General features: G+C 72.8%; 27 protein-coding genes. 13 read left to right on the forward strand and 14 right to left on the reverse strand.

Features of this window, described 5'->3' with window-relative positions:
• The first annotated feature begins 29 nt into the window (after positions 1-29).
• On the forward strand, positions 30-569 hold the full coding sequence (locus H9L21_RS00860) for a winged helix-turn-helix domain-containing protein (RefSeq protein WP_154596070.1): 540 nt from the start codon (positions 30-32) through the stop codon (positions 567-569).
• 1 nt (position 570) lies between these two features.
• Here H9L21_RS00860 and H9L21_RS00865 read toward each other — a convergent pair whose 3' ends face one another.
• From H9L21_RS00865 to H9L21_RS00890, 6 genes are read right to left on the reverse strand one after another with little or no spacing between them, the layout of a single operon-like run.
• Entirely contained in the window at positions 571-2076 is a 1506-nt protein-coding gene (locus tag H9L21_RS00865) for a sodium/solute symporter (RefSeq protein WP_154596069.1), read from the reverse strand.
• Positions 2073-2477: a DUF485 domain-containing protein gene (locus H9L21_RS00870; protein WP_187411665.1), complete on the reverse strand. Its 405-nt coding sequence runs from the start codon at positions 2475-2477 to the stop codon at positions 2073-2075. The genes H9L21_RS00865 and H9L21_RS00870 overlap by 4 nt, the downstream gene beginning before the upstream one ends.
• The gene (locus H9L21_RS00875; RefSeq protein ID WP_154596068.1) at positions 2474-3211 is read right to left on the reverse strand and encodes a LytR/AlgR family response regulator transcription factor; all 738 of its coding nucleotides are present in this window, start codon (positions 3209-3211) and stop codon (positions 2474-2476) included. The genes H9L21_RS00870 and H9L21_RS00875 overlap by 4 nt, the downstream gene beginning before the upstream one ends.
• A gap of 10 nt (positions 3212-3221) precedes the next feature.
• Entirely contained in the window at positions 3222-3851 is a 630-nt protein-coding gene (locus tag H9L21_RS00880) for an energy-coupling factor transporter transmembrane component T family protein (RefSeq protein WP_154596067.1), read from the reverse strand.
• Complete coding sequence (locus H9L21_RS00885) at positions 3848-4537, reverse strand: energy-coupling factor ABC transporter ATP-binding protein (protein WP_154596066.1); 690 nt, start codon at positions 4535-4537, stop codon at positions 3848-3850. Before H9L21_RS00885 ends, H9L21_RS00880 begins: the two co-directional genes overlap by 4 nt.
• A gap of 2 nt (positions 4538-4539) precedes the next feature.
• On the reverse strand, positions 4540-5112 hold the full coding sequence (locus H9L21_RS00890; protein ID WP_154596065.1) for a biotin transporter BioY: 573 nt from the start codon (positions 5110-5112) through the stop codon (positions 4540-4542).
• A 72-nt stretch (positions 5113-5184) separates the two neighbouring features.
• Between H9L21_RS00890 and H9L21_RS00895 the strand changes: the two genes are divergently transcribed.
• Positions 5185-5667: a TetR/AcrR family transcriptional regulator gene (locus H9L21_RS00895; RefSeq protein ID WP_187411666.1), complete on the forward strand. Its 483-nt coding sequence runs from the start codon at positions 5185-5187 to the stop codon at positions 5665-5667.
• On the opposite strand, the gene H9L21_RS00900 is transcribed toward H9L21_RS00895, so the two are convergent.
• From H9L21_RS00900 to H9L21_RS00915, 4 genes are read right to left on the reverse strand one after another with little or no spacing between them, the layout of a single operon-like run.
• A complete protein-coding gene (locus tag H9L21_RS00900; RefSeq protein ID WP_187411667.1) occupies positions 5654-6157 on the reverse strand; it encodes a GNAT family N-acetyltransferase in 504 nt (167 codons plus the stop codon). The genes H9L21_RS00895 and H9L21_RS00900 overlap by 14 nt on opposite strands.
• A gap of 30 nt (positions 6158-6187) precedes the next feature.
• Entirely contained in the window at positions 6188-7660 is a 1473-nt protein-coding gene (locus H9L21_RS00905; protein ID WP_187411668.1) for a GuaB1 family IMP dehydrogenase-related protein, read from the reverse strand.
• A 19-nt stretch (positions 7661-7679) separates the two neighbouring features.
• Positions 7680-8819: a sensor histidine kinase gene (locus tag H9L21_RS00910; RefSeq protein ID WP_255467117.1), complete on the reverse strand. Its 1140-nt coding sequence runs from the start codon at positions 8817-8819 to the stop codon at positions 7680-7682.
• Position 8820: 1 nt separating this feature from the next.
• Entirely contained in the window at positions 8821-9501 is a 681-nt protein-coding gene (locus tag H9L21_RS00915; protein ID WP_154596064.1) for a class I SAM-dependent methyltransferase, read from the reverse strand.
• 60 nt (positions 9502-9561) lie between these two features.
• Between H9L21_RS00915 and H9L21_RS00920 the strand changes: the two genes are divergently transcribed.
• Positions 9562-10278, forward strand: a complete 717-nt coding sequence (locus H9L21_RS00920; protein ID WP_187411669.1) for a Fic family protein — start codon at positions 9562-9564, stop codon at positions 10276-10278.
• A 223-nt stretch (positions 10279-10501) separates the two neighbouring features.
• On the opposite strand, the gene H9L21_RS00925 is transcribed toward H9L21_RS00920, so the two are convergent.
• Positions 10502-11320: an HAD family hydrolase gene (locus H9L21_RS00925; RefSeq protein WP_154596063.1), complete on the reverse strand. Its 819-nt coding sequence runs from the start codon at positions 11318-11320 to the stop codon at positions 10502-10504.
• 131 nt (positions 11321-11451) lie between these two features.
• Here H9L21_RS00925 and ssd point away from each other — a divergent pair, with 131 nt between their 5' ends.
• The 8 genes from ssd to H9L21_RS00965 all read left to right on the forward strand — a co-directional run bounded on the left by ssd (position 11452) and on the right by H9L21_RS00965 (position 16355).
• Entirely contained in the window at positions 11452-12489 is a 1038-nt protein-coding gene (gene ssd / locus H9L21_RS00930; protein ID WP_154596062.1) for a septum site-determining protein Ssd, read from the forward strand.
• Complete coding sequence (locus tag H9L21_RS00935) at positions 12486-13604, forward strand: TadA family conjugal transfer-associated ATPase (protein WP_154596061.1); 1119 nt, start codon at positions 12486-12488, stop codon at positions 13602-13604. Before ssd ends, H9L21_RS00935 begins: the two co-directional genes overlap by 4 nt.
• The gene (locus H9L21_RS00940) at positions 13601-14389 is read left to right on the forward strand and encodes a type II secretion system F family protein (RefSeq protein WP_154596060.1); all 789 of its coding nucleotides are present in this window, start codon (positions 13601-13603) and stop codon (positions 14387-14389) included. The genes H9L21_RS00935 and H9L21_RS00940 overlap by 4 nt, the downstream gene beginning before the upstream one ends.
• Positions 14386-15090 carry a type II secretion system F family protein gene (locus H9L21_RS00945; protein ID WP_154596059.1) on the forward strand — a complete coding sequence of 235 codons (705 nt, stop codon included), beginning with the start codon at positions 14386-14388 and terminating at the stop codon, positions 15088-15090. Before H9L21_RS00940 ends, H9L21_RS00945 begins: the two co-directional genes overlap by 4 nt.
• A gap of 117 nt (positions 15091-15207) precedes the next feature.
• Positions 15208-15402 carry a DUF4244 domain-containing protein gene (locus H9L21_RS00950; protein WP_222865812.1) on the forward strand — a complete coding sequence of 65 codons (195 nt, stop codon included), beginning with the start codon at positions 15208-15210 and terminating at the stop codon, positions 15400-15402.
• A 67-nt stretch (positions 15403-15469) separates the two neighbouring features.
• The gene (locus tag H9L21_RS00955) at positions 15470-15676 is read left to right on the forward strand and encodes a DUF4244 domain-containing protein (protein WP_154596058.1); all 207 of its coding nucleotides are present in this window, start codon (positions 15470-15472) and stop codon (positions 15674-15676) included.
• On the forward strand, positions 15673-16008 hold the full coding sequence (locus tag H9L21_RS00960; protein ID WP_154596057.1) for a TadE family protein: 336 nt from the start codon (positions 15673-15675) through the stop codon (positions 16006-16008). The genes H9L21_RS00955 and H9L21_RS00960 overlap by 4 nt, the downstream gene beginning before the upstream one ends.
• Positions 16005-16355, forward strand: a complete 351-nt coding sequence (locus tag H9L21_RS00965; RefSeq protein ID WP_154596056.1) for an Rv3654c family TadE-like protein — start codon at positions 16005-16007, stop codon at positions 16353-16355. Before H9L21_RS00960 ends, H9L21_RS00965 begins: the two co-directional genes overlap by 4 nt.
• A 20-nt stretch (positions 16356-16375) precedes the next feature.
• Here H9L21_RS00965 and H9L21_RS00970 read toward each other — a convergent pair whose 3' ends face one another.
• Positions 16376-18094: a BCCT family transporter gene (locus H9L21_RS00970; RefSeq protein WP_154596055.1), complete on the reverse strand. Its 1719-nt coding sequence runs from the start codon at positions 18092-18094 to the stop codon at positions 16376-16378.
• A gap of 139 nt (positions 18095-18233) precedes the next feature.
• Positions 18234-20519, reverse strand: a complete 2286-nt coding sequence (locus tag H9L21_RS00975; RefSeq protein WP_154596054.1) for a DEAD/DEAH box helicase — start codon at positions 20517-20519, stop codon at positions 18234-18236.
• Between the two features lie 85 nt (positions 20520-20604).
• On the opposite strand from H9L21_RS00975, the gene H9L21_RS00980 reads away from it, so the two are divergent.
• Positions 20605-20937: an STAS domain-containing protein gene (locus H9L21_RS00980; protein ID WP_154596053.1), complete on the forward strand. Its 333-nt coding sequence runs from the start codon at positions 20605-20607 to the stop codon at positions 20935-20937.
• Positions 20938-20939: 2 nt separating this feature from the next.
• Positions 20940-22394: a DUF7059 domain-containing protein gene (locus H9L21_RS00985; protein ID WP_255467121.1), complete on the forward strand. Its 1455-nt coding sequence runs from the start codon at positions 20940-20942 to the stop codon at positions 22392-22394.
• Here the strand turns inward: H9L21_RS00985 and H9L21_RS00990 are convergent.
• Entirely contained in the window at positions 22391-23578 is a 1188-nt protein-coding gene (locus H9L21_RS00990) for an MFS transporter (protein WP_369412430.1), read from the reverse strand. The genes H9L21_RS00985 and H9L21_RS00990 overlap by 4 nt on opposite strands.
• Positions 23579-23639 lie beyond the last annotated feature (61 nt).

The following is a 23639-nucleotide window of genomic DNA, read 5'->3' on the forward strand; positions in this document are numbered from 1 at the left end:
GAAGCACCCGCAACTCCAGGAGATGGGCAATGAGGCCGACCCTCCCGCCGTGCGCCATGGCGCCGGCGATGTACCAGGACGAGATCCTGTTGTCCCCGCCGTCCCGTCGCGACGTCACCGCCGAGCAGTGGCGCGACTACCAGGGCAAGAAGGCCGCGGCGCATCGCCGCTGTGCCGGCTGCTCGGTGCTCGACGACTGCCTCTACCGGGCCGTGGTCGAGGTCGACGTCTCCGGGTTCCTCGCCTGCACCAGTGAGGCCGACCGCCGGGCGATGCGCCGAGAGCTGGGCATCGAGGTCCGGGTCGACTCCGGCGCGTACGGCACCGCTCGCGTCGGTGGCGGGCCCGTCGACCACAACGAGGTCATGGGCGCCCGCCGGGCCCACCCCGACGAGACCTGCCGCGAGTTGGCCGAGCGGCTGGGGTGCTCCACCTCCACCGTCAAGCGCCACCTGCGCCAGGAGCGCGAGGGGCTCGTCGAGTCCTCCGTCGCCACGGTGGCCCAGAAGCCCACGATGGAGCAGGTGCTCGACGCGTTCGACCGTCTCGACACGTCGCGCAGCGTCTGACTCAGAATCGCCGGTCGACCTGCACCCGCTCGGGCGTGTGCAGGCGCACCATCGTGCGTCCGACCGTGGCGGGGACGGTGCCCCGCGTCGCCAGTGAGACGCCCACCATCAGGCCGAACCCCACCGGTACCGACCACAGCGCCGGCTGACTCATCAGCGTGTTCCACCATCCCTCGGTGTCGAGGGCGAGGGACACGAACGGGGCGACGCCCGCACAGACGCCGCCTCCCAGGAGCCCGGCGATCGCGCCGGCCGAGGTCAGGCCGCGCCACCAGATACCCAGCACGAGGAGCGGACAGAAGGTCGACGCCGCCAGGGCGAAGGCGAAGATGACCGAGCTGGCCACCGGGATCGGCTCGGTGACGAACGCCAGGGCGAGAGGCACGGTCACGCACAACGCGGCCGCCACCCGCAGCCCGGCGATCGAGGAGAGCCGTCCCCGCCACGGGCCGTGGCTGCTCAGTCCCTGACCCACCACGCCCGCCAGCGCCATCGTCACTCCCGACGAGGTCGACAGGAACGCGGCGAAGGCGCCGGCGGTCACCAGCGCGGTCAGGAACTCGCCGGCCGTCCCCGCGACGAGGCGACTGGGCAGTTCGAGGACGACCGCGTCGGCGCGTCCCGAGGCCACGAGGTCCGAGGCGTAGACCCGGCCCAGCACGCCGTAGATCGTCGGCAGCAGGTAGAACGCCGAGACCAGCACCAGGACGACCAGGGTCGTCCGGCGCGCCGCGTGGCCGTCGGGGTTGGTGTAGAAGCGCACGACGACGTGCGGCAGTCCCATCGTGCCCAGGAACGTCGCGACGATGACGGCGTAGGTGGAGTAGATCGCCTCGGGGCCGCCGTCGCCCAGCGGGACCCACCAGTCGACGGGCGCCTGGGTCCCGGGCCGGCCGTCGCGCGACCACGCCAGCAGCAGGAACATCACCGGCACGAGCAGGGCGGTCAGCTTCAGCCAGTACTGGAACGCCTGGACGAAGGTGATGGCGCGCATGCCGCCCAGGGCCACGCTCACGGTCACGATGACGGCCACGAGGACCGTGCCGAACCAGCGGGGAGCGTCCAGGACCGTCTGCAACGTCAGCCCGGCGCCCTGGAACTGCGGGATCAGGTAGAGCCAGCCCACCGCCACCACGAGCGCCGTCGACACGCGCCGCACGGCCAGCGACTGCAGTCTGACCTGGGCGAAGTCGGGGATCGTGTAGGCGCCCGAGCGGCGCAGCGGCGCGGCGACGAAGACCAGCAGCAACAGGTAGCCGACGGTCCAGCCGATCGGGTACCAGAGCATGTCGGCGCCGTGGGTCAGCACGAGTCCGGCGATGCCGAGGTAGGACGCGGCCGACAGGTACTCCCCGCTGATCGCGGAGCCGTTCAGCGAGGGGGAGACCGAGCGCGAGGCGACGTAGAAGTCGCTGCTCGTGCGGCTGATGCGCAGTCCGAAGCTGCCGATCGCCAAGGTGGCGATCGAGACCAGTGCGACGGCGGCGATGCCCCAGGCCGGGCTCATGGGCTCGTGTCGTTCGGCTCGACGAGCTGCGTGAACAGGCGCTCGGCCCGCTCGACGTGGCGGACGTAGAGCCAGCCCAGGACGATGACGCCGGCGTGGACGCAGCCGCCGAGCACGAGCCACGGCAGCGGGACGCCGAGGATGCTCGCGTCACGCAGGCCGGGTACCCACAGGAAGACCAGCGGCAGGCTGACGACGGTCAACAGCAGGGTGATGGTCACCGTGGCCGCGGCCCGCAACTGCGAGCGGATGAGGGACTGCATGTAGACCTCGCCGATGCCCGTCGCCTCGTCGATCTCCTGCCCGACGGTGCTGCGCACGTGGGGCGAGGCGGTCGACAGCGGGTTGGTGACGCGGACCCGCCCAGTGTGCTCCGGCGGGGGAGGGGCGGTGTCGGTCACGGGGTGTGCTCGCCGATCAGCTCGCGCAGGGCGCGGGTGTGCCGGCGGGCCACCTGCAGCTCGGTCGTCGTGCCGCCGGGCGCCGAGACGACGACGCTGGCCCGGCCCGAGCTCATCCGGACCGCGACGATGTGAGCGCGGTTCACGACCATGCTGCGGTGGATGCGCAGGAAGCCGGCCTCGGACCAGTCCTCGGCGAGGGATCCCAACGGGGTGCGGATGAGGTGGCTCGACCCGTCGAGGGTGTGCAACCGGACGTAGTCGCCCTGCGCCTCGGCGTGGGTGACCTTCGAGCGGGACACGAAGCGGGTCACGCCCGCCAGCTCGACCGCGATCGTGTCGTCGGAGTCCGCCGCGCCCGCATCGGTGTCGGCGACCGCCCGTCGGACGCTCTCGCGCAGGCGCTCCTCGCGGATCGGCTTGAGGAGGTAGTCGACCGCGTTGAGGTCGAACGCCTCGACGGCGTGGGCGTCGTGGGCGGTGACGAAGATGATCTTCGGCGGCGAGGAGAACCGCCCCAGCAGGCGGGCGATGTCGATGCCCGTGAGGCCGGGCATCGCGATGTCCAGGAACAACAGGTCGATGTCGCCGGAGTCCAGGCGGCGCAACGCCTCGGTGCCCGATCGTGCGGTGGCGATCGTGCCGATGCGGTCGTCGCGGCCGAGCAGCCACACGAGCTCGTCCAGCACCGGCTGCTCGTCGTCGACGACCAGTGTCCGCAGGGGGCGAGCCATGGCAGTGAGCCTAGTCACCCTCGTCCGGGTCATCGAGGATTCCGCGCGCATGGAGCGCATCGCCGGTGGCGTACGCGTGCGCGACGACGCGGATCGCCGCCGGCGTCAGCGTCGCCTTCGGGCTCCGGCCGAGGCCGCGGGCGTTGGCGGCGTCGCGGGTCTCGCCGAAGATCGTGAACAGGGTGGGGATCGAGGTCATCACCAGCGAGAACGCCAGCGCGACGACCTCGGGGTTCACGCCGAAGCGCCGGAACGGCCCGAGCCACCGCACGATCGAGTCGAGCATCTCGTCGGTCGGGGTCGTCGTCGTGAGGATCGCCGCGGCGACGACGAGTGCGAGCACGGTGGCGAAGACCTCCAGGGCCAACTGCCAGCCGTTCATCCACCACTGGAAGCCGACGGCGACCACCATGACGATCGCGACCGGACGCAAGGCCGCGGCGAGGGTCCGCGGCGACATCCCGACCCATAGGGCGGTCGCGATCGCGACGACGAAGACGCCGACCGGCAGCCACGGACCTCGGGCGGCGACGATGCCGATGCTCAGGACGAGCAGGCCGAGCAGCTTGGGGCCGGGCGACAGGCGGTGCAGGACGGTGTCGCCCGGCACGTACAGGCCCAGGCCCAGCGAGCGCCTCATGCCGGCACGCTGGCGCGGTAGTGCTCGACGGCCTCCGGAGCCGGTCCGTCGAAGGCGATCCGGCCGGACTCGACGACGAGGGCCCGGTCGCAGCGCGCGGCCAGCTCGAGGTCGTGCGTGACCAGGACGAGCTGCTGTTCGAGCGCGAAGAGCCGGTCGGCGACGAGGCGCGAGTTGCGCAGGTCGAGCAGGGTGGTGGGCTCGTCGGCCACGACGACCGACGGCTCGCAGGCCAGCACCCCGGCCAGGGCGAGGAGCTGCTGCTGGCCGCCCGACAGCGCGTGCACGCTCGTGTCGGCGCGGTGCGCCAAACCGAACTCCTCGAGGATCTCGAGCGCGCGCGCGGTGCGTCGGCGTCGGTCCTTGATCGTGCGCCGCAGCGACAGGGCGACATCCTCCGCCACCGTCGGCATGACCAGCTGCGAGGTGGGGTTGGTGAAGACGAAGCCGACCCGGCGGCGCACGGCCGAGGCGTCCTTGGCCACGTCCAGCCCGTCGACGGTCACGCTCCCGGAGCTGGCCTCGACCAGGCCGTTGATCAGCCGGACGAGGGTCGACTTGCCGCCACCGTTGCCGCCGATCACGGCCACGCGCCGCTCGTCGAGCTCGGCGGAGACGCCCTCGAGCAGAGTGATGTCGTCCTCGGGTCCGGGGACCCGGACGGTGACGTCGTCGAACCGGATCATCGTCAGCGGCGTCCCAGCAGCTGGGGGAAGGCCCGATGCACGGCCGTCGCGACGGCGGCGGCGATCGCGAGCTTGACGAAGTCGGCGGGCAGGAAGACGGCGAGCGTCTTGGCGGCCGTGCTGTACGGCAGGTTGGCCACCAGGCTCACGCTCAGGGCGCCGGCGAGCCAGTTCAACACGATGCCAATCGCGCCACCGATGACGATGGCCAGCGGACGCCGCGGACCGCGGAACCACTGGGCGGCGAGGCCCGCCGCGAGGGCCACGAGCGGGAAGGTCAGCAGGTAGCCGCCGGTCGTCCCGACGAACTGGCCCGCGCCGCTGCCACCCTGGACGAAGACCGGCAGGCCCGCGGCCCCGAGCGCGAGGTAGAGCACGACGGCGAGGAAGCCGCGCCGCGCACCGAGCACCGCACCGCACAGCAGGACCGCGAAGGGCTGCAGGCTGAACTCGACCCCGTTGACCGAGGGGAGGGCGAACTGCGCGCAGACGGCGATGAAGGCCGCGAAGGTGGCGACGAGTGCGACGTCGGTGGCGACGTGGCTGCGACCCGGGCGGGTGGTGGTGCCGGTCATGAGGGCTCCCTGCGTGGCGGACTGAACGGTGTTCACCTGAACGGCGTTCAGGCTAGCCGATACAGTGGTCCCGTGGCCAACTCCCTCGATGACGTCGTCTCCGGGGCGTTGCGCGTGCTCGACCAGTACGGGCTCGAGTTCTGCTCGATGCGCCGGGTCGCCGGCGAGCTCGGCGTCCAGCCCAGCGCGCTCTACCATCACGTCCCGGACAAGCAGACGCTGCTCGCGCTCATGGCCGACCGCATCGTCGCTGACGTCGAGGTGGGCGCGGATCCCCAGAAGGCCGCGCTCGCCCTGCGTGAGGCGATGATGGCCGTCCGCGACGGGGCCGACGTCGTCGCGACGGCGTCCGCGTTCCGGCTGGGCGACTCGCGGATCGAGAACGAGCTGGCCGCGATCACCTCGCCCGACGTGGCGCGCACGCTGCTGCTCTACGTCTTCGGCCACACCCAGGCCACGCAGATGCACCGCCAGGCCGCCCAGGTCGGCATCGTGGCCGAGGATCCCGACCTCGACGCCTCCTTCGCCCGAGGCCTCGCGCTCATCCTGCGCTGAACGGCTCCAGCGGCAGGTGCATCACGTGCAGGCCGACGAGGCCGTGCGCGCGCGAGTCGAACGCCTCCGGCACGGTGCCGATGATCTCGAAGCCCAGCGACCTCCACAGTACGACGGCGGCCGTGTTGGTCTCGACCACGGCGTTGAACTGGATCGCTCGGTAGCCGGAGTCGCGGTGCCACTGGACCACGTGCTCGCCCAGGCGGCGCCCGACCCCGCGGCCGCGCGCCTGCGGCGACACCATGAACGAGGCGGTGCCCACGTGGCTGCCGCGACCGGGCCGGTTGGGGCCCATCGCGGCGCTGCCCAGGACGATGCCGTCGTCCTCGAGGACCACGGTGCGTCCCGGCGCCGGCTTCGTCCACAGCTCACGTGCCTGCTCGGAGGTGAGGTCCAGCGGATAGGCGTAGGTCTCGCCCGCCCGGACGATCTCCTGGAAGAACGGCCACACCTGCGGCCAGTCGGACTCGGTCATCTCCCGGATCTGCACGGCCTCATCCCATCACGGCCGCTCGCGCGGTCACCAGGAGGCGTGCAGGGGGCGACCCTCGTCGTAGCCCGCGCTGGACTGCAGGCCCACGACGGCGCGCTCGGCGAACTCGGCCAGCGATCGCGCGCCCGCGTAGGTGAACGACGAGCGCACACCGGCGGTGATCTGGTCGATCAGGTCCTCGACGCCCGGACGCTCCGGATCGAGGAACATCCGCGAGGTCGAGATGCCCTCCTCGAACAGCGCCATGCGCGCCCGCTCGAAGCCGGCGGCGTCGCGGGTGCGGTTGGCCACGGCGCGCGAGGACGCCATGCCGAACGACTCCTTGTAGGCACGTCCGTCGGCACCGTGCATGAGGTCGCCGGGGCTCTCGTGCGTGCCCGCGAACCACGAGCCGATCATCACCGATCCGGCACCGGCGGCCAGGGCGAGCGCCACGTCGCGCGGCCAGCGCACGCCGCCGTCGGCCCACACGTGGGCACCGAGCTCGCGGGCGGCGTCGGCGCACTCGAGCACGGCCGAGAACTGGGGCCGACCGACGCCGGTCATCATGCGGGTGGTGCACATCGCGCCGGGACCCACGCCGACCTTGACGATGTCGGCACCGGCCGCGACGAGGTCGCGCACGCCCGACGCCGAGACGACGTTGCCGGCCGCGATCGGCACGCGGCGCCCCGTGGCGGCCTCGTGCGCGTCGCGGACCTCGCGGACGATCGGCAGGGCGTCGAACATCTTCGCCTGGTGGCCGTGCGCCGTGTCGACGACGAGGACGTCCACGCCGACTGCGACGAGCTCCTCGGCCTTGCGGCGCACGTCGCCGTTGATGCCGATCGCGGCACCGACGACGAGCCGGCCCTGGGGATCGGTCGCGGGGGTGTAGATCGTCGAGCGCAGCGCGCCCTTGCGGGTCAGCACGCCAGCCAGCGCACCGCCGTCGACGACGGGGGCGAAGGGCACGTGCTGCCCGGACAGCTCGTTGAACATCTCGCGGGGGTCGCCACCGGCCTCGAGCACGAACGGATCGGTCAGCATGACCTCGCGGACCTGGGCGAACCGGTCGATCTCGGCGGCCTGCTGCGGGGTGAAGACGCCGATGACCTTCATCTCGGGGCCCTCGAGCGACTCGACGACGACCGCACCGCCGTGGGCGCGCTTGGGGACGAGGCTCAGCGCCTCGCCGACCGTCATGGTCGGGGTGAGCACGACGGGGGTGTCGTAGACGAGGTGCGCGGCCTTCACCCGGCTGACCGTCTCGGCGACGATGTCCAGCGGGATGTCCTGCGGCAGGATCGCGATGCCGCCGCGGCGGGCGACGGTCTCGGCCATGCGTCGCCCGGCGACGGCGGTCATGTTGGAGACCACCAGCGGCAGGGTGGCGCCGGTCCCGTCTGCGGTCGACAGGTCGACGTCGAAGCGCGACGCCACCTCGGAACGTCCGGGGACCATGAAGACGTCGTTGTACGTCAGGTCGTGGCTGGGCTGCAGATCGTTGAGAAACCTCACCGCGCAAGTCTACGGACGATCAGTCGACCGTGGTGGGGGTGAACTTCGGGATCCGCAACGTGACCTTCGTGCCCAGGCCCGGCGCCGTCTCCACGACGAGGCCGTGGTCGTTGCCGTAGACGGTGCGCAGCCGCTCGTCGACGTTCGCCAGGCCCACCGACGGCGAGCTGGTGCGGCCGCCGAGCGCCGCCCGCACCGTCTCGGGGTCGGAGCCGACGCCGTCGTCCTCGATCGAGATGACGCACTCCGCGCCCGCGTCCTCGGCGATGACCGTCAAGGTGCCGGGGCCCGGCTTGCGCTCGAGTCCGTGGCGCACCGCGTTCTCGACCAGCGGTTGGATCGTCAGGAACGGCACCGTGAGGCTCAGGACCTCCGGGGCGATGCGGGTCGTGACGCGCAGCCGGTCGCCGAAGCGCGCCTTCTCGAGCACGAGGTAGCGCTCGATCGAGCGGAGCTCCTCGGCCAGGGTCGTGTAGTCGCCGTGCTGACGGAAGGAGTACCGGGTGAAGTCGGCGAACTCCAGGAGCAGCTCGCGGGCCCGCTCGGGATCGGTGCGGACGAACGAGGCGATCGCGCCGAGCGAGTTGTAGATGAAGTGCGGGGAGATCTGGGCGCGCAGCGCGCGCAGCTCGGCCTCCATGAGGGCGGTGCGCGAGGCCGACAGCTCGGCCAGCTCGAGCTGGCTCGACACCCAGCCGGCCACCTCGGTCGCGGTGCGTGCCATGCCGGCCGAGGCGCTGGCGTCGACCACGACGATGCTGCCCACGACCCGGCCCTCGACCGACACCGGGGCGACGATGACCCGGTTCGACGCCTGCGTCCGGCCGTGCTCCAGCGCGACCGCCACCAGCTCGGCGGTCTGCTCGGTCTCGTCCTCGCCGGCCCAGCCCAGCGGACCGTGGGTGTCGGTGAGGCCGACCGTGCGGGCGCCGATCAGCTGACGCAGGTGGGGCAGGGCCCGGGCGGCACTCTCGGCGTCGAGGCCGGCGCGCAGCGCGGGCGCGGCGAGCGACGCGGTGTGCAGCGTCTCATAGGTCGCTCGGTCCTCGGGCGATCCGAGACTGCGACGTCGGCTCAGCAGGATCCACCGGGCCAGCAGCGCCAGCCCGGCGAGCACGGCCGCGACGGCCAGGGCGATCGCGACGTCGACAGGGTCCACGTCAGTCCAGCGAGAGCAGGATCGCGGCCGGCGGGTCCGGCTCCGAGGCCAGCGCCGACTTGTCGACGACCGCCCGGATGCAGCGGGTCTCGTGCCGCAGGCGCAGCTTGGCGGTGCCGGTGGAGTACTCGCGCCACAGGTCGTGGACGGCACCGAGGGCGGACTCGGGCACCGAGGGGCGGCGGGTCTGCTCGGCGAAGCGGATCAGGTGGGGCAGGTCGAGCTCCTCCCACGCGTTGAACACCTCGACCTCGGGCGTGCCGAACAGGCCGGACGCCGAGAAGGTGTCGACCGCGGGCTCGGGGGCGTCGCGATCGCCCGTGATGGCCCGCAACCGGCGCATCCACGGGATGGAGTCGTCGTAGCGGCGGCTCATGCTCGACAGCAGGCCGCCGGGCACCAGCACCCGCGCGTACTCGGCCAGCGCAGCGGGCGACTCCTCGAAGAACGGGGTGATGACCACGTCGAAGGTCGAGGAGCGCAGCGGCAGCCGGTCGCCGCCGGAGCGGATGTACGACAGGTCCGGGTTGCGCACCTGCTCGACCTCGTCACCGAGCACCGTGACGTCGTGGCCCTGCTCGGCCAATTCGTACGCCAGACCGCCGTCTCCCAGGTGCAGCACGGTGGACAACCGGTCGCCCACCATCCACTTGGCGGCGCGCTGTGCAGGGATGACGTCCACGTTCCGAGGCTACCGTCGGGCACGGCTTGGGCCCGGACGCGCGCTGGGTACGCTGCTTTCGTGTCCGATCCCTTCATCGCCGCCGCCTCCCTCGAGGGCGTCCCGTCGGCGTTCCGCGCCGCCCGAGACGGGATGGACGCGATCTTGCGGGACCGCGGACTGCGCCGCAGCACGCCCGACGACACGGCGCGATCGCTGCTGATCGGCGCCTGGGCCACCGCGACCCTCGAGGGCAGCGAGTGCGACCTCGACGAGCTGGCCGCCGGCGGCGGTGACGCCACCGCCCGCGCCGCCGTCCGCCTCTCGACCGAGCTGTTGGGCCTGCTGCCGATCTGGCAGCGCTCGCCCGTCCAGGCGATGGCCCGGCTGCACGCGCTGGCCGCGGCCGGCTCGGTCCCCGACAGCGATCTGGGACGCCCGGTCAATCCCGAGGGAACCGCGCGACTGACGTTGTTGGCCAGCCTCCTGAGCCGCAAGACCGAGGCGCCCGGACTGGTCGTGGCGGCCCTGACGCACGCCGAGATCGCCGCCGCCGGCGCCTTCGTCTCGCACAACGGCGTCGTGGCCCGCGCGGCCGAGCGGCTCGTCCTGGTCGCGCGCGGTGTCGACCCCGCGTCGGTCACGGTGCCCGAGGCCGGGCACGTGGCGGCGGCTCCGGACTACTTCGGGGCGCTGGCCGCCTACGGCGCCGAGGAGACGGGCGTCCACCAGTGGCTGCTGTACGCGGCCGAGGCGTTCACGCGGGGCGCCGAGGCGTCCCCGCTGGCCTCGCGCTGAGGCTGCTCGCAGGACGACGGCGCCGGACAGGTCCGACGCCGTCGAGAGCCCGAACCGCTGCTACCAAGCGTGCTATTTCGATCATCGCCCCGGGGCCGCGTGCATCAGGGTGCGGATGTCCCGACCTGCGATTGCCCTGTAGGAAGGGAGGTCGCCGCGTGGGTACTGGGGTGCGGGCTGCTGTGGTGTTCTCCCGTCCCACTGTGCCCCGCGACGGCCCGGATCACAAGGTCTCGGGGCGAGCCCGTCGCCGCAGCGCGGCGGTGATGCCCAGCGCCAGCAGCGAGGCTGAGGCGGCGAGTCCGCCCAGCGCCATCGCCTTGCCGGTCGTGGACTCGGGCATCAGCCGCGAGCGCAGGGCGGTGGGCCGCTCGAAGGTCAGGATCGGCCAGCCCTCCTCCGTGGCGCGGCGACGCAGGCCCTTGTCGGGGTTGACCGCGAAGGGGTGCCCGACCGCCTCGAGCATCGGGATGTCGGTCTGGGAGTCGGAGTAGGCGAAGCTGCGGGAGAGGTCGTAGCCCTCGCGCTCGGCCAGCTCGCGCATCGCGGTGACCTTGTTGGGGCCGTAGCAGTACTGCAGGATGCGACCCGAGTAGCGACCGTCGACCTCTTCGAGGCGGGTCGCGATGGCGTGAGTGGCGCCCAGCATCTGCGCGATCGGCTCGACCATCTCGGACCCGGAGGCCGACACGATGATGACGTCGTTGCCGGCCTCGCGGTGCTGCTCGATCAGCTCGAGCGCCTCGGCGTAGACCAGCGGCTCGATGACCTCGTAGAGCGCCTCGCGGACGATCTGGCGGACGGCCTGGGCCTCCCAGCCCGTGACCATCTTGCTGATCTCCTTGCGCATCTTCTCGAGCATGTCGTGATCGGCGCCGCCGGTGCTGAACACCAACTGGGCGTACGCGCTGCGCAGGACGGAGCGCCGGCTGAGCAGACCCTCGGCGAAGAGCGACTTGCTGAAGGCAAGCGTGCTGGACCTCGCGATGATGGTCTTGTCGAGGTCGAAGAAGGCGGCGGGACGCCCCGCTGCTGTCGACATGCGTCCCACACTAGGCGCTCCCGCCTCGTGGACACCGACATTGGTCCACAACGTGCGTCACACCGGCGCGGCCGTCCACAGCCGGTCGCTGCCCTCTGCCGCCCGTCGCCCGGGGTCGCGAGGGTGGGGCCATGGACGATCGTGAACGCTCCGCCCCGCCCCTGGTCGTCACGCGGGACGAGACCTTCGCCGAGAGTGCCCGCCGGTGGTGCGCCGCCGCCGGGCACGAGCCGGAGACCGTCACCGACCTCGATCGGGTCCGCCGGTCCTGGCGCTCGGCACCGGCGGTCCTGGTCGACGAGCGTGACGTGGACTCGCTCCTGGCCGTCGGCCTGCCGCGCCGTGACGAGGTGCTCGTCGTGGCCGCCGATCCCGGCCTCGCCTGGCGCGAGGCACTCGACCTGGGCGCGCGCGACGTCCTGGCCGGAAGCGAGGATGCGGCGATCGTCGGTGCTCTCGTGCGGGCCCTGGACGGATCGGGCGAGGCCTGCGCGATCACGGTGGTCGGTGCCGTCGGCGGCGTCGGTGCCTCCACCCTCGCCGCCGCGACGGCGGGGCTGGCGGCGACCCGTGATCTCGCGCCGGTGCTCGTCGACGGCGACCCGATGGGCGGCGGCCTCGACCTGGTCGCGGGCGCCGAGCACGCGACCGGATCCCGTTGGGACGACCTCGACGGCGCCATCGGCCACGTCGGCGCGGCCGAGCTCGTGTCGAGCCTGCCGGTGCATCGCGGACTCGCGCTCGTCTCGTTCGCGCGCTCGGGACGGCCCGTGGAGGGTGCCACGCCCGTGATCGCGGCGGCGATGCGCGGATTCGACGTGGTCGTCGCCGACGTCCCGCGGCACCTGGACGGACTCGGCCGCGAGCTGGTCTCCCGCTCGGTTCTCACGGTCGTGGTCGTTCCTCGTCACGTGCGGGGCGTCGTCGCGGCACGTGCCCTCGTCGAGCGGCTCGGCGACTGGTCCGGTGCCCTGGCCGTCGTCACGCGCACGGCTCCCGGTGCCCTGGCCTCCGCGGCCGTGGGGCGTGAGCTGGGGCTGCCCGTGCTGGCCGACCTGGGGACCTCGCGGCGGTTGCCGGCCGACCTCGAGCACGGACTCGGACCGTTGCGCGCCAGGACCGTGCGCTCGGCGGCACGCCGGATCCTCGACACCGTCGGGCTGCGATGAGCCCGGTCGACGGAGCGGTCGTCGAACGGGTGCGGCGCCGGTTGGCCGGCTCGGGTGCCGAGCCCACGCCGCACACGGTGGCTGAGGCGCTCCGGGCCGAGGACCAGCTGTGGGGCAGCACCACGGTGCTCGCAATCGTCGAACAGCTGCGCAGCGAGGTGCTCGGGGCGGGGGTCTTGCAGCCGCTGCTGGCACTGCCGGGGATCACGGACGTGCTGGTGAACGGTTCCTCCGGTGTGTACGTCGACGCGGGTGACGGCCTGGTCCGTCGGCCCGAGGTCACCTTCGCGGACGAGCCGACCGTGCGCCGGCTGGCGCAACGGCTCGCGGCCTCCGCCGGGCGCCGGCTCGACGACGCGTCGCCCTGGGTCGACGGGCGGCTCGCGGACGGGACGCGCCTGCACGCCGTCCTGTCGCCGGTGGCCCGCACGGGCACCGTCATCTCGCTGCGGGTGCCCGCGCGCCGGACGCTCGCGTTGGCCGAGTTGGAGGAGCGGGGCTCGGTGGCGCCGGAGATGGGCCGGTGGCTGCGCGAGCTCATCGCCTCCAGACGCAGCTTCCTCGTCACCGGCGGCACCGGCTCGGGGAAGACCACCGTCCTGTCCGCCCTGCTCGGCCTGGTTCCCGCGACGGAGCGGATCGTCGTGGTCGAGGACTCCGACGAGCTGCGGCCCGACCATCCCCATGTCGTCGGGTTGGTCGCGCGGCCGCCCAACATCGAGGGCGCCGGGACGGTGGGCCTGCGGGACCTCGTCCGCCAGGCGCTGCGCATGCGGCCCGACCGGATCGTCGTGGGTGAGGTGCGTGGCGCCGAGGTGGTCGACCTGCTCGCCGCCCTCAACACCGGGCACGAGGGTGGGTGCGGCACGGTCCACGCCAATGCGCCCGATGACGTCCCGGCGCGGATGGAGGCGCTGGGCATCGCCGCCGGCCTGAGTCGCGACGCCGTCCACGCCCAGGTCGCAGCCGGACTGGACGCGGTCGTCCACGTCGTTCGTCACGCGGACGGACACCGCGAGGTCGCGGCCGTGGCGGACGTCGACGCGAACCACCGGGGGCGGTTGGTGGTGCGGTCCCGGCTCGTGGTGCGCCGGGGCCGGGTCGTCGACCCGTGAGAGCACTGTGCGCGGCTCTCGTGTTCACCACGGTCCTGGTCTGGCGGCCGCCGTGGTCGTGGGTGCGGGTGCGGGTGACGGCCGCTCGCTGGCCACGACCCGGACGGCGCGAGGGCGTGGTGGCGGTCGCCGGGGTGCTCTGTCTCAGCCTGGTGCTGCTTCCCGCCGCTCCCACCATCGTGGCGTGGACGTTGGTGGCCGTCGCCGTGAGCGCGGGCACACGCTGGCGCCGCGGCCGGGCCCGCCGGCGCCGCACCGTGGTGCGTGAGGAGTGCCAGGGCGTGATCGACGGACTCGTGGCCGAGCTGCGCACCGGCGCCCCGCCCGTCGTGGCGCTCCAGCGAGCGGCCGCCGACACGGGCGCGCTCGGCTCGGCCGCCGTGGCGGCGGCCGGCGGGGGCGATGTTCCGGCAGCGCTCGTCGCTGAGGGGCGGCGCGACGGCGCACACCCGCTGGCCGAGATCGGTCGGGCCTGGGCGGTCGCCGAATCGTGCGGAGCGCCGCTGTCCCCGACGCTGGAGCAGGTGCGCGAGACGCTCCGCGAGGAGCGAGAGCTCGAGCGTGAGCTCGCGTCCGGTGTGGCGCCGGCACGGGCCACGGCGGCACTGATGGTGGCCATGCCCCCGCTCGGTCTGGGACTGGGTTCCGGCCTGGGCGTCGATCCGCTCCACGTGGTGCTCACCACCGTTCCCGGGGCGCTGTGCGTGGCCGCCGGTGTCGGCTTCGCCCTGGCCGGGGTGCGGTGGATCGAACTCATCGCCGATGGTGTGGAGACCGGGTCGTGACGGGCGCCCTGCCGGCCGCCTTGTTGGTCGCGGCGGCGTTCCTCGTCGCCGTGCCCGGGCCGGCCGGGCGTCGGGCCCGGCGGGTGAACGGAGGCACCGCGGGCTTCGTCCGCCCCGGGCCGCCCTTGGTCGTCGCCGTCTCGGTCCCGGTGCTGGCGTTGCTCCTGCTCGGCCCGGTCGGGCTGGTCGTCGGCGTCGCGGTGGCGCCCTTCCTGCATCGGCAGGTCTCGGGGTGGGAGACCGAGCGGACGAAGCGGCGCCGGGCCATGCTCGTCCGTCAGGCGCCGCTCGCGCTGGACCTCGTCGCTGCGGTGCTGGCGGCGGGCCGCTCGCCGCAGGAGGCGGTCCGGCTGGTCGCGGTGCACACCCCGCCACCGCTAGGCGATGAGCTGCAGGCGCTCGCTCATCGCGTCCGGCTCGCCGCCGATCCCGCCGTCGCGTGGCGTTCGCTGGACGGCAGCGCCCTGGAGCCGGTCGGTCGGGCCTTCGCGCGGGCCGAGACCTCGGGGGCGGCGATCGTGCCGTTGATGCGCGACACCGCCGCGGACCTGCGTCGGCGGGCCTGGGCCGAGCGGCGGGAGACCGTCGGTCGGGTGGGCGTCCGCACCACCCTGCCGATGGGGCTGTGCCTGCTGCCGGCGTTCGTGCTCGTGGGTGTGGCACCGACGGTGCTGGCCGCACTGGGCTCGGTCGGCTTCTGAGTTCTCCCCAACCTGTCCCCGCGCGGCGGCGTTGTCCCCAACCGGCTCGGGCCGCCGCAGATCAGGCGTCCCGATCTCCATCTTCAGGTGTCACATCATCCGTTGAAAGGACATCCCATGAAGATGATCAACGCCCTGCGCCGCGTCGCCGCCCGAGCCGACGAGCGGGGCATGAGCACGTCCGAGTACGCCGTGGGCACGCTCGGCGCCTGCACCATCGGCGGCGTCCTGGTGAAGATCGGGCAGTCCGACTGGTTCGGCGATCTCCTGCAGGACGTCATCGGCAAGATCCCCGACCTGCTGCCGTTCTGACCTCGATCCCACGGCACCCGGGTGCACGGGTGCCGTGGGGCCCCACCCCCACCCAGGAGGTAGTGCGATGCATCGAATCGATCCGGACGGCCGCGGCGAGCGGGGCCAGGTCACCGCCGAGTACGCGGTGGCCGCTCTCGGTGCGGCGACGATCGCCGGGGTCCTCGTCGGCCCCGAGCCCATCCTCGCGAACTGGTTGCGCGAGTTCGTCCTCGATCACCTCGCCCGCTCGTTCTCGCTCACCCTGCCCGAGATCCTGAGGTGGCCGTGGTGACGCGTCGTGAGCGGGGGATGATCACCGCCGAGACGGCGATGGTGCTGCCGTTCGTCGTCCTCGTGGCCTTCGTGCTGACGTGGGTCGTGTCCTTGGGCCTGACCCAGATGCGCGTCTCCGACGCCGCCCGCGACGGGGCGCGGGTCATGGCGCGGGGGCAGGACGCGGGCGATGCCCGCCGGGTGGCCCGCGACAGTGCGCCGGGCTCCGCGGTCGACATCAGGCTGGCCGGGGGACGGGCCGGGGTCACGGTCCGGTTCCGGGCCCGGTTGCCGCTCGTGCCGGGGGTCCACCTCGACCTGGTGGGCCGGTCGGTGGCGGTGGTCGAGTGATCCGCGAACGGGGCTCGGCCACCGTCCAGGCGCTCGGGCTGACCGTCCTGGTGTGCTTCGTGGCCTTCGCCTGTCTGCAGGTCGCGCTCGCCGTCGGGCTGCGTCAGCGCGCTGCTGCGGCCGCCGATCTGGCCGCGCTCGCCGCCTCGCAGGCCAGTGTCGAGGGACGCGATCCGTGCGCCGTGGCTCGCGAGCTGGCGCAGGACAACGGGGCCAGGCTGCGACAGTGCCGGATGGACGCCGACGTCGCCACGGTCACGGTGCGCGCGGCGGGACCACGGTGGGCGATCGGCCGGTGGGCGGCCGAGCAGCGGGCGCGAGCCGCCCCGGCCTGGTACCTCGAGTGAGGCACCGGGCCGGGTCGGGCTCAGTCGTCCCGATCGGACTTCGTGGGGATGTCCTCCTCGGGCCAGCCCGTCGTGCTCTCCTCGACCACGAGGGAGAAGTCCTCACCGTGGCGGTCGACGCCGACGATGACGGCCTCCTCGACGAGGGTCTGTGCCAGGTCCTCGCGCAGGATGATCGGGTCCTCGCGCAGGTCGCGGTAGAGCGACACGCACAGCAGCACCATCACCAGCAGGAACGGCAGCGACGCGACGATCGTCAGCGCCTGCAGGCCCTGCAGGGCGACCGGGTCGCCCGGGTCGGCGATCAGCAGCATGATCGCCGCCACGGCGCCGGTCAGCGCGCCCCAGAAGATGACGTTCCAGGTCGACGGGTGGATCGAGCCGCGCTGCGTCAGGGTGCCCATCACCAGCGAGGCGGCATCGGCGCCGGACACGAAGAAGATGCCGACCAGGACCATGACGAGCACCGTCATGACCGACGCGAGCGGGTACTGCTGCAGCAGGTCGAACAGGGCGTAGTTGGAGTCCACGACCCCGTCGGCGCCCGTGATCGCCTCGGCGTCGTGGATGCCGGCGCCGCCGAAGATCGCGAACCAGACGAGGCTGACCATGCTGGGCACGAGCAGGACGCCGGTGACGAACTGACGGATCGTGCGACCACGGCTGATGCGCGCGATGAACATGCCGACGAACGGCGTCCAGGACACCCACCAGGCCCAGTAGAAGATCGTCCAGGCACCCAGCCAGTCCGCGAGGGCGGCGCCGTTGGCGTTCGTGCGCCCGGCCATCTCGGGCAGCATGGCCACGTAGTCGGCGATCGAGGTGGGGATCAGGTTGAGCATCGTCAGCGTCGGGCCGGCGATGAAGACGAACGCCGCCAGCACCAGGGCCAGCACCATGTTGATGTTGGACAGCCACTGGATGCCGCGGGCGACACCCGACACGGCCGAGAGGATGAACAGGATCGTCAGCACGACGATGATCACGACGACCAGGGTCTCGCCCACGCTGTCGACCCAACCGTTGTGCTCGATGCCGGCGCCGATCTGCAGAGCGCCCAGGCCCAGCGAGGCGGCGGAGCCGAACAGTGTCGCGAAGATCGCCATGATGTCGATCGCCTTGCCGAGCGGGCCGCGGGTCTGCTTGCGCCCGAGCAGCTTCGTGAAGGCCGAGGAGATCAACTGCGGGCGGCCCAGGCGGAAGGTGCCGTAGCCGATCGCCAGACCCACGACCGCGTAGACGGCCCACGGGTGCAACGTCCAGTGGAACAGCGTCTGGGCCATCGCGACCTGGGCGGCGCCGTCGGTGCCGGCCTCGACGGTGCCCGGCGGCGGCGAGAGGTAGAACGTCAACGGCTCGGCCACGCCCCAGAACATGAGGCCGATGCCCATCCCCGCGCTGAACATCATCGCGATCCACGACGTCGTGCGGAACTCGGGCCGCTCGCCGTCGCGGCCCAGCGGGATCTTGCCGTAACGGCTCGCGGCCACCCAGATGGCGAACACGACGAAGCCGGTGGTCGACAGGACGTAGAGCCAGCCGGTGTACTCGATCACCCAGGACTGGGCCTGTGCCGCACGGCTCCCGAGGGAGGCCTGGTCGACCAGACCCCAGGTGACGACCGCGAGCGCCAGGACCGCGGCGATACCGAAGACCGCACGGTCCAGCCGGGACTCCGGCTGTGGCTCGAGTTCCGGTTCACGGACGTCATCGATCGGTCGGTCGAGGCCGGTGGCCATGCAATCTCTCCTGAACAATGTGACGGGTGGGACGGTGCAAACCTCCCCACCGTTGCACGAGTCGCATGACCCGGCAATTCGTCAGCAGCGCGGCCGACCCGGGGAGAACGGGCGGCGGGAGAGCACTGCGGTCGCGTGCTCAGTCGAGGCAGGAGCCCAGCACGGCGTCCAGCAGAACGACCGCTCCGGCCTTGTCCAGCGGGTGATTGCCGTTGCCGCACTTCGGCGACACCACGCAGGACGGACACCCGTCGCGGCACGCGCAGTCACTGATCGTCTGGCGCGTCATCCGCAGCCACGCGGCCATCTGCTCGTAGCCCCGTTCGGCGAAGCCGGCACCGCCGCGGTGACCGTCGTGGACGAAGACGGTGAGCCGCCCCGTGTCGGGGTGGTGGGCGGTCGAGAGGCCGCCGATGTCCCAGCGGTCGCACGTCGCCAGCAGCGGCAGGATCCCGATGGCGGCGTGCTCGGCGGCGTGGGCCGCGCCCGGCAGCGCCTCGGGGTCCATCAGGCCCAGGGCGACGTCCGTGTCGAGCGTCCACCAGACCGCAGCCGTGGGCAGGGTGCGCTCGGGCAGGTCCAGCGGCTCCTCGCCGATGATCCGGCCCGTGCTGCGGTCGCGGATCTGGTAGCCCACGACCTGACTGACCACCTCGACGTCACCGAACGCGATGGTCGCCGGCCCCCACTGCACCTCGCGGCGCTGCTCGACGATGGTCACGGCGGTCGCGGTCCGGGCGCTCGTGGTGTGGTGCACCTCGGCCCGCCGCACGACGGCGGTGCCCTGCTCGGGGTCGTAGGCCTCGACCAGGTGGTCCTCGCCGCGGTGGACGTAGATTGCGCCCTCATGGACCTCGGCGTCGGCCGAGCCCGCGTCGACCGTGCCGACGAGGCGGCCCGTGCTGCCCTCGACGATCTGGACGGGGTGCCCACCCGCCGAGCGGATGTCGGCCAGGTCGGCCGCGCGCTCGCGGCTGGTCCAGAACCAGCCGGACGCGCGGCGCCGCAGCATCCCGGCGGCCTCGAGCGCCGCCACGCCCTCGCCGGCGCGGGGGCCGAAGCGGTCGAAGTCGGCCTCGGTCAGGGGCAGCTCCTGGGCGGCGGCCGCGAGGTGGGGTCCGAGGACGTAGGGGTTCTCGGGGTCGAAGACGGTCGCCTCGACCGGTGCGCCCAGCACGGCCTCGGGGTGGTTCACCAGGAAGGAGTCGAGCGGGTCGTCGCGCGCGATCATCACGCCGATGCTGTCCACCCCGGCGCGTCCGGCGCGGCCCCACTGTTGCCACAGGGCGGCGCGGGTCCCCGGGAACCCGACCGAGACGACCGCGTCGAGCCCGGCCACGTCGATCCCCAGCTCGAGGGCGTTGGTACTGGCCAGTCCGAGCAGGTCCCCCGAGCGCAGCCGCGACTCCAGTTCACGCCGCTCCTCGGGCAGGTACCCGCCCCGGTAGGTCGCGACCCGGTCGGCCAGCTCGGGGTGCACCTCGCCCAGCGCCCGTCGTGTCGTCATCGCGAGCTGCTCGGCGCCGCGCCGGGAGCGGACGAACACGAGGGTGCGGGTGCCGTCCACCACCAGGTCGGTCAGCAGATCGGCGGCCTCCGAGCCCGCGGCGCGGCGGAACTCGACCCCCTCGCGACTGGCCCGCAGAGGCGGCTGCCAGAACGCGACGGTGCGCGCCGCGTGCGGCGAGGCGTCCTCGGTGACGGCGGTGACCGGGGCGCCCAGCAGGCGTTCGGCCGAGGCGGCGGGCTCGGCGACCGTGGCCGAGGAGAGCACGAACAGCGGGTCGGCGCCGTAGTGCTGGCAGATCCGGCGCAGGCGTCGCAGGATCAGGGCGACATGGGCGCCGAAGACCCCGCGGTAGTGGTGGCACTCGTCGATGACCACGACGCGCAGCCCGGCCAGCAGACGAGCCCACCGCTCGTGGGTGGGCAGGATCGTGCGATGCAGGATGTCGGGGTTGGCCAGCACCCAGTTGGCGTGGTCGCGCGCCCAGGCGCGCTGCTCGCGGCTGTTGTCACCGTCGACCGTGGCCGGGCGCAGGCCCGCGGCGACCGGCAGGCGGCGCAGCTGGTCGGCCGCCAGCGCCTTGGTGGGCGCTAGGTAGAGCACCGAGGGACGGCGCGCACCGGACAGCGACGAGCCGCCGCGACCGTCGCGCAGCGCCTGCAGGGCGGCGGCCTGGTAGACGAGGGACTTGCCCGACGCGGTCCCGGTGGCCACGACGACGTGGCGTCGGTCGTGCAGCGCGGCCAGCGCCTCGGCCTGGTGTCCCCACAGGACGTCGGCACCCTCGGCGGCGAAGAGCTCACGGACCTCGGGGTCGATCCACTCGGGCCACGGTTCGACGACCGGTTCGACCGCGGGGTGGTGCTGGATGTGCACCAGTCGCTCGCTGTGACGCGCGAGAGCCGGGTGCAACTGCATGCTCGAAGTCTCCCGCACGGACCTGACGGGGGCGCCGCGCGTCGTTCATGTGGGGAGAATCGGTTCCAGATGATTGAATGCGGTCATGGATCTGACGCTCACCGAACGTGAGTCGCCGCCGTTCCACGTGGTCGAGGTCGCGGGGGAGATCGACGTCTACACCGCGCCGCGCCTGCGCGAGGTCGTCGTCGGCGCGATCGACGACGGACACACCCGGCTCGTGATCGACATCGAGAACGTGGCCTTCCTGGACTCCACCGGACTCGGGGTGCTCGTCGGCGCGCTCAAGCGCGTCCGGGCGGACAACGGCTCGCTCGACATCATCTGCACCAGCGAACGACTGCTGCGCATCTTCGCCATCACCGGGTTGGACAAGGTCTTCGGCCTGCACGCCTCGATCGACGAGCTGGTCTCCTGACGGTGACCGACACGCATGTCGCGCGACTGCGTGAGGCCATCGCCGGCTTCACCGTCGACGCCGTCCACGGGGTCCTGGGCGATGAGGCGTGGCGAGCGCTGGCGCGCTCCGAGACCGTCCCGGGCCTGCGTGCCACGGCCGACGGGTCGTCGCTGTCCACCCTGATCCGGCTCTTCCAGCTGCAGGCACCGGTGCCGCGCTCGGCCGCGGAGGCCGCCTTCGGCCCGGCGTGGACCGCCGCCCAGGCGCTCGGCCTCGTCACGGTGGACGGGGACGAGGCGCGGGCGCTGCTCGACCTGCGCCCCTACGGCGACGAGGAGCACGACTGGTGGGTCGTCTGCGACCTCACTCCGGGCCTCGACGGTCGCGAGAACCCCCGCGACCCGCTCTACGTGCTCGGCATCAGCGAGGCCTCCTCGTCGCTCGCCCAGCTCACGGTGCGGCCCCAGGTGGGCCGCGCGCTCGATCTGGGCACGGGCTGCGGCGTGCAGGCGCTCCACCTCACCGGACATGCCCGCGACGTCGTCGCGACCGACGTCAACCCGCGCGCCGTCGAGTTGGCCGCGCTGACGGCGGCCCTGAACGGACTGGACGTCGACGTGCGCGCGGGCAGCCTGTTCGAGCCGGTGGCCGACGAGCGCTTCGACCTGATCTGCACCAACCCGCCCTTCGTCGTCTCGCCGCCCGAGGGCGACCGGCTCGTCTACCGCGAGACCGGGTTCCCCGGCGACGAGGTGGTCCGCCGGATCGTCATGGGCGCCGACCGTCACCTGAACGACGAGGGCTGGTGCCAGCTGCTGGCGGCGTGGATCCACGAGGACGGCGTGCCGTGGCAGGAGCGGCTGGCCGCGTGGATCGAGCCGACCGGTCTCGACGCGTGGGTGGTCCAGCGCGAGCGGGTCGACCTGCCCGAGTACGCCGAGATGTGGCTCGCCGACGCCGGCCTGCGGCATGCGCCGGGCCACGTCGAGCGCTACGACCGCTGGCTCTCCTGGTTCGCCGAGCAGGGCACCGAGGCCATGGGCTTCGGCTGGATCACGCTGCGCAAGGCCGGTCGCGACGTCCCGCAGGTGCGGATCGAGGAGTGGACGGCGCCGGTCGCCCAGCCGGTCGGCGCGGACTTCCTCGCCTGGGCGGGGCGCGCCGACGCCCTGGCCTCCGGTGACCTGCTGGCGCACCGGTGGCGTCTCGGGACCGACGTCCTGCAGGAGACGGCCGGACCCGTCGGCGCCGAGGACCCCGCCCTCATCCGCGTGCTGCGGACGGGCGGACTGCGGCCCTCGCGCCAGGTCGACACGATCGAGGCCGGCCTGCTCTCGGCCTGCGACGGCGACCTGACCGCCGGGCAGATCCTCGACGCGCTGGCGCAGATCCTCGACCGCGACCCCCGCGAGTTGCGGCAGGTCTACACGCCCGTGGTGGCGCAGCTCGTGGCCGACGGGTTCCTCGTCGACTAGACGTGGACGCGCGACCCGGGGGTCGAGGAGGCTCGCGGTCCGCGCTGACCACCGATCGCGACCAGCGCGATCAGCGCCGCGATCGCGCCACCGGCGGCGAAGCCCGCGGCTGCGCCCCACTGGTCGATCGCGGTCCCGACGAGCGGGGCCCCGAGGGCGCCGCCGGCCGTGAACGCCGACGCCTGCCAGCCCATCGCCTCGCCACGCCGGGCCTCGTCGGTCAGCCGCGAAATGTACTCGCTGCAGGCCGTCATGATCGGCGCGCACAGCAGCCCGGCCGGGATGGCGGCCAGCGCGAGGGTCCACGGCGCGTGCGCGATGCCGACCGGCATGGTCAGCAGCCCCATCACCAGCAGCAGGCGGGTCGGGCGGATCGACGCCGGCCGCATGCCGTAGACCAGCCCGCCGACCAGCGACGAGAGCCCCCAGCCCAGGTACACGACGCCGACCAGTCCGATCGCGTCCAGCTCGCGCAACGAGGCGATGATGCCCAGGTCGGTGGCCATCAGCGCGATCATCGCGCCGGCGGACACCAGGAAGAGGAAGACCAGGTCGCGCGTGACCCAGCCGAACCCGCGGACGCGCGGCGCCAGCGGCTCGTCGGTGCTGCGCGTCGGCGGATCGAGCCACCACAGGATCGCCAGGCCCACGCCGACCGTCGCCCCGACGGCGACCAGCGCCGTCTGCGGGGAGGCCGCGACGACCAGGGCGCCGGCGGCGGCCGGACCGATGATGAAGGACGCCTCGGCCATCACCGAGTCGAGCGCGAAGGCGCTGCGGTGGTGTGAGGTCGGCAGGTTCGCCGCCAACGAGACGCGCACGATGGAGTGGACCGGCGCCAGGAACAGGCCGGCCACGAAGGCCAGGGGGAGCAGCCAGAAGTAGGTCGCCATCGTGGCGAGCGGGTACACGACGAACAGGACGGCGATCGAGGGGAGCAGGGCGCGCCGGACCCCGAGCGCATCGATCAACCGGCCCCGCCACGGAGCACCCAGCCCGGCGCCCACGGTCTCGACCGCGGCGACGATCCCGGCCTCGCCGTAACTGCCGCCGAGCCCTTCCACGACGAGCAGGGTCAGGACCAGCGGAACGGCCATCATGGGGATTCTCGCGAGGAATGCGGCAAGGTAGAGAGGGACGGTGCCGGGTGCCCGAAGCACCTGTCCGTACGTCACCTTCTCCACTTGGTCGATTCTCCCACGGCCGGGACCGGTGAGGAAAATGCTTGAGCAGAGGCGCTACGGT

Origin of the sequence: Aeromicrobium senzhongii (genome assembly GCF_014334735.1) — a bacterium.
Taxonomy (GTDB): domain Bacteria; phylum Actinomycetota; class Actinomycetes; order Propionibacteriales; family Nocardioidaceae; genus Aeromicrobium; species Aeromicrobium senzhongii.

Excerpts from the sequence above, each read along its gene's own strand:
- H9L21_RS00975 (WP_154596054.1), bottom strand. The coding sequence starts at position 20,519 with ATGCAGTTGCACCCGGCTCTCGCGCGTCACAGCGAGCGACTGGTGCAC.
- H9L21_RS00860 (WP_154596070.1), top strand. The coding sequence starts at position 30 with ATGAGGCCGACCCTCCCGCCGTGCGCCATGGCGCCGGCGATGTACCAG.
- H9L21_RS00885 (WP_154596066.1), bottom strand. The coding sequence starts at position 4,537 with ATGATCCGGTTCGACGACGTCACCGTCCGGGTCCCCGGACCCGAGGAC.
- ssd (WP_154596062.1), top strand. The coding sequence starts at position 11,452 with ATGGACGATCGTGAACGCTCCGCCCCGCCCCTGGTCGTCACGCGGGAC.
- H9L21_RS00890 (WP_154596065.1), bottom strand. The coding sequence starts at position 5,112 with ATGACCGGCACCACCACCCGCCCGGGTCGCAGCCACGTCGCCACCGAC.
- H9L21_RS00865 (WP_154596069.1), bottom strand. The coding sequence starts at position 2,076 with ATGAGCCCGGCCTGGGGCATCGCCGCCGTCGCACTGGTCTCGATCGCC.
- H9L21_RS00880 (WP_154596067.1), bottom strand. The coding sequence starts at position 3,851 with ATGAGGCGCTCGCTGGGCCTGGGCCTGTACGTGCCGGGCGACACCGTC.
- H9L21_RS00970 (WP_154596055.1), bottom strand. The coding sequence starts at position 18,094 with ATGGCCACCGGCCTCGACCGACCGATCGATGACGTCCGTGAACCGGAA.
- H9L21_RS00925 (WP_154596063.1), bottom strand. The coding sequence starts at position 11,320 with ATGTCGACAGCAGCGGGGCGTCCCGCCGCCTTCTTCGACCTCGACAAG.
- H9L21_RS00955 (WP_154596058.1), top strand. The coding sequence starts at position 15,470 with ATGCATCGAATCGATCCGGACGGCCGCGGCGAGCGGGGCCAGGTCACC.
- H9L21_RS00980 (WP_154596053.1), top strand. The coding sequence starts at position 20,605 with ATGGATCTGACGCTCACCGAACGTGAGTCGCCGCCGTTCCACGTGGTC.
- H9L21_RS00935 (WP_154596061.1), top strand. The coding sequence starts at position 12,486 with ATGAGCCCGGTCGACGGAGCGGTCGTCGAACGGGTGCGGCGCCGGTTG.
- H9L21_RS00950 (WP_222865812.1), top strand. The coding sequence starts at position 15,208 with ATGAAGATGATCAACGCCCTGCGCCGCGTCGCCGCCCGAGCCGACGAG.
- H9L21_RS00875 (WP_154596068.1), bottom strand. The coding sequence starts at position 3,211 with ATGGCTCGCCCCCTGCGGACACTGGTCGTCGACGACGAGCAGCCGGTG.